This window comes from Zhongshania sp. (assembly GCF_041623545.1).
Lineage (GTDB): Bacteria > Pseudomonadota > Gammaproteobacteria > Pseudomonadales > Spongiibacteraceae > Spongiibacter.
Map to the genome: position 1 here is coordinate 1 of NZ_JBFJWS010000290.1, position 4,009 is coordinate 4,009.

The 4,009-nt window shown below is 49.3% G+C and carries 4 protein-coding genes; 2 read left to right on the forward strand and 2 right to left on the reverse strand.

Features of this window, described 5'->3' with window-relative positions; translation table 11 throughout:
• Positions 1-236: oxidoreductase C-terminal domain-containing protein (locus tag ABYT30_RS16620; RefSeq protein ID WP_373097560.1), on the forward strand; the 236-nt coding region annotated here is incomplete at its 5' end.
• A gap of 296 nt (positions 237-532) precedes the next feature.
• Here the strand turns inward: ABYT30_RS16620 and ABYT30_RS16625 are convergent.
• Together ABYT30_RS16625 and ABYT30_RS16630 are read right to left on the reverse strand one after the other, a co-directional pair.
• Positions 533-1,405, reverse strand: a complete 873-nt coding sequence (locus ABYT30_RS16625) for a bile acid:sodium symporter family protein (protein ID WP_373079603.1) — start codon at positions 1,403-1,405, stop codon at positions 533-535.
• 110 nt (positions 1,406-1,515) lie between these two features.
• A complete protein-coding gene (locus ABYT30_RS16630; protein ID WP_373079601.1) occupies positions 1,516-2,490 on the reverse strand; it encodes an SDR family NAD(P)-dependent oxidoreductase in 975 nt (324 codons plus the stop codon).
• Positions 2,491-2,703: 213 nt separating this feature from the next.
• Here ABYT30_RS16630 and ABYT30_RS16635 point away from each other — a divergent pair.
• On the forward strand, positions 2,704-4,009 hold a 1,306-nt coding region (locus tag ABYT30_RS16635; RefSeq protein ID WP_373097561.1), incomplete at its 3' end, for a TonB-dependent receptor plug domain-containing protein.

Below are 4,009 nucleotides of genomic sequence, written 5' to 3' on the forward strand. Positions count from 1 at the left end.
AGCTTCAAATAGCGGGCCTGTCCCAGGGTTTTGATAAAGTAATAATCCGTGGAGATAGCGAGCAAGATCGCAGCTTTGCCGCATTTTATTTCTGCGAAGGTCGCTTTATTGCCGTCGATGCGATAAATCGACCAAAAGAGTTCATGATGAGCAAGCGCGCCCTTACCTCTGGACAAAATGTCGATCCGCTGAAGCTACCCGACGATTCTATTGATATTAAAGACGCCTTTAACTAATTCAAAGTAAGATTGAATAGCCTCATTGCTTCGCTTGTTGGTTATTGTATTCATTAACGAACAAGCGCCAAGTCTCTCGACGGGATGGTTATGGATTTACAATAACGAACGCCCGAATACGGCAATAATCATTAAAAAGACCATTGAGGCCTTTCTTACAACATCGACATTTCCCTTACGCAATACTAATGTCACGACAAATTGCTTCATGCCAACATAGAAAATCGCTACTAACACATCGTTTCACACAAGCTAATGCCACTTACATAAACTGACGGCGTATTACGTGGTTAATTCTAATAACCTTTTGCTGCCATCGTAGATCGCCCAAAAGCGACTAAACCTGCGCCGAATAGGTACATAGTCAGCCCGTACACCATCGATGGTATCGCCATTTCTTGCGAACCAAGAATGGTTGTCGCGACCAGAATACCGATGGTGCTATTTTTGATACCGAGTTCAACCGCTATTGCCAGCTGATCAGGTTTAGCCACCCCGGCAATACGCGCAATACCTAAACCTGCGGCAATCCCCAAGATGTTGAGCAATAGGCAAGCTGGGCCCGCTTGCATCAATAAGCCCAAAAGTTGGTCACGCAAACCATAAGAGATAATAATGATTAAGCTCAGTAGCACCACTGCGCCAAAGGTATTAAATTTCTTCTCCGAACGGACCGCAAACATTGGTGCCCTTGCGCGGATAAGCATACCGATACCAGTAGGCAGTAAAACAATGACTACCAACATGACAATAGTATCGACTACCGGCATGGTGACATTGGCAGACCGACCAAGCTGCCAACTCAATGCCTGATTTACTAATAGCGGTAAAGTCATAATTGTCGCGATACTGGCAATAGCAGTAACCACAATAGAGAGTGCCACATTACCTCTCGCTAAATAAGTAATTACGTTAGAGGTTGCACCGCCCGGACAGGCCGCAAGGATCACCAGGCCAACAGCAATAGCAGGAGACAAGCCCAAGCCCCACGCCACCAAAAACCCTAGTGCCGGTAGAATCAGTAATTGCCCGATGCTACCCGCTATCGCCGCCCGCGGGTGGTGCGCCTCTTTTACAAAATCCTTAACGGTTAAGCCAAGCCCCATCCCAATCATGATGATAAAAAGCGAAACAGGTAAACCAATATCGATAAACACGCTCTGCGCCATCGCTGCTCTTCCTTATTTTTGTAATAAAATAATCTCAGGCTGTAGTTTAGGCTTATGCATTTCCGTTATCTGTTACAAACATGACAGTTTCGCCTAAATACTCTGGTCATTTAAGTGATCAGCGGATCGCTCTCAGTTATCCAACTCTGCAACTCACCCCACAAACCTTCTGCGACGCTAGCATCCTCCGCTTCTGTGCTAGCCACTGCAAGTTGAAGATCGCAATAGTACTTCCCCGAACTGAGTATTTCTTTAGGGGCCGTAGCGCAGTGGATCTGTGTTTGTGCACCCTGTTTCGGCGTTTTCATAAATAGCTTTTCGACTGGCGCGAGGGCGTTACGCAGTTTTTCGACAATTCCAGTATCCGCGAGACCCTTACCAGCCACATTGGTGTATACCGCGCCGGGATGCAGGCAATAACTCGTGACGCCGCTATTAGCGAAATGCACGTCGACGCTACGTGTTAAATGTACCAAAGCTAATTTGGATTGCCCGTAGGCTTGCCAAGAATTATAAGGTCGCTGTGGATTAACAAACTCGCTATTAAGGCCTTTGCTATGCAGCTGTGACACCACATTCACTACGCGGCTATCGCCGGAATGAGCTGCCGACGCCTTTAGCATTGGGAGTAGCCGATAGGTGAGATGCGCGGTGCCCAAATAATTGACGCGCCACTGAATTTCAAAGCCATCGGCACTTTGCTGCGGAGCAGTCCACCTCGAGAGTAAATCCAGATGGATACCCGCATTATTAATCAACACATCTAAAGCGAGGCCGGCGCGTTCATAGTCTCGCACAAAATTTTCAACGGAATTGTACTGCGACAAATCTAGGTCAAAAGCGTGGATGTTTTGCTGAAAGCGAGCATCTAATTGTTGACGCAACGCTTTAGCTATAGCGTCACTATTATTCCGCACTGTTACCGAAACCACCCCTCCCTGCTCTAATAGCTGCAGGGCTGTAGCAAAACCCAAAGAGCCCTCGGCGCAACCCGTAACAATGAAATGGCGACCTACAAGATCAATAGGCTCAGCCATTTTAGCGCGACTGATTACGCCCTGTATTTTTTCTAAGATTCCTGCCATGAAATTCTCCCTTGTCTAGCGCAGTATCTCATCAAATCAGTCGGCGCGACGGACTCCTTATCGACTCGCGGGCCGCAGATGGTAATAGTACCAATCCTCAACTTGTGAATGACGAAATCTGCCCTATATTGGTAGGAAGGCTATGGAGAAGGCTTTCTACTAAAGCGCTCTGCTTGCTCGCTTTAAATAATAATCACAATGGGGAATGTATCTATGTCCTATGTCGAAAAGCTAAAATTACCCGTCGGAATTTGTCTGCTGTCACTCGCCGTGAGTGAGGTTTACGCGCAAGGTACGAGCGCCTCCGGTAATAAGCTGGAACTTGAAGAGGTGATTGTATTAGGCTCTCGCAAGCCCGGACGAACCGCCGTTGATATGCCGGTTCCCGTGGATTCCCTAGGGGCAGACACGCTGCGCCAGACCGGTCAAACAGAAGTGGGGCGAATGCTCCAATCTCTAGCACCGTCGTTTAATTTTTCCAGCTCATCGATCAGCGACGGCACCGATGCACTAAGACCTGCGACCTTACGCGGGCTAGGGCCAGATCAAACCCTTGTGCTGATAAATGGTAAACGTCGGCACACTAGCGCCCTCATTCACGTGAACACGTCCGTGGGGCGAGGCACCTCCGGTGTCGACATGAATGCAGTGCCCGGGGCGGCCATCAAGCGGATTGAAGTGCTGCGTGACGGCGCGGCCGCCCAGTATGGCTCAGATGCGATTGCCGGCGTAATCAATATTGTCCTCAGCGATGAACCCGAAGCGGGCCGCATTGGCGTGTCCTACGGAGAGTACTCCGAGGGTGATGGTGAGACTTATAATATCGACCTTTCCAAAGGCCTTGCCCTAGGCGACCGAGGTTTTGTAAACGCGACATTGAATTTCCGAGATCGCGGCTCGACCAATCGCGCCGGCCTCAGCGGGCAATGTCAATATTTAGCGGGTTGCGATGCTAACAACGATGGCAGTGGTAGCGCTGATCCAGATGGCATCGATGAGGCTTCCGATCCACGGGAAGCGAGTTTTCCGCGAAAGAATTTTAGAATAGGCGATGCGGAGTCAGAGCAGTTCGCGGTCATACTTAATTCGGCCTACCAATTGGACTCTGGCGAGCTCTATGGCTTTGTCACATATTCAGACCGTGAAAGCACTTCTGGGGGCTTTTATCGCCGCGCCAATCAAACAGGCAACAACCCAACGTTAGCGGATGGCGAAGCCTTTGCCCCTGATGGTTTCCTACCGCTTATTAACACCCAGATCGACGATTTTTCTGCGAACTTGGGTTATCGCCAAGAGTTTGCCGATGACTTAACCATGGACGTGTCCTACACCATCGGCTGGAATGATTTTGCCTTTTTTATTAGCAACTCGGTCAATGCGTCGTTTATAAACCACATGCGCTACGGACAGAGTCAGAGCGATGCCGCTATTCGCGCAAACGCATCGCGGACCGCCGATGCCGGTGAGCTAAGCCTTGGCTTGCAAACCATTAATCTCGATTTCACGCAGCCACTTGGGG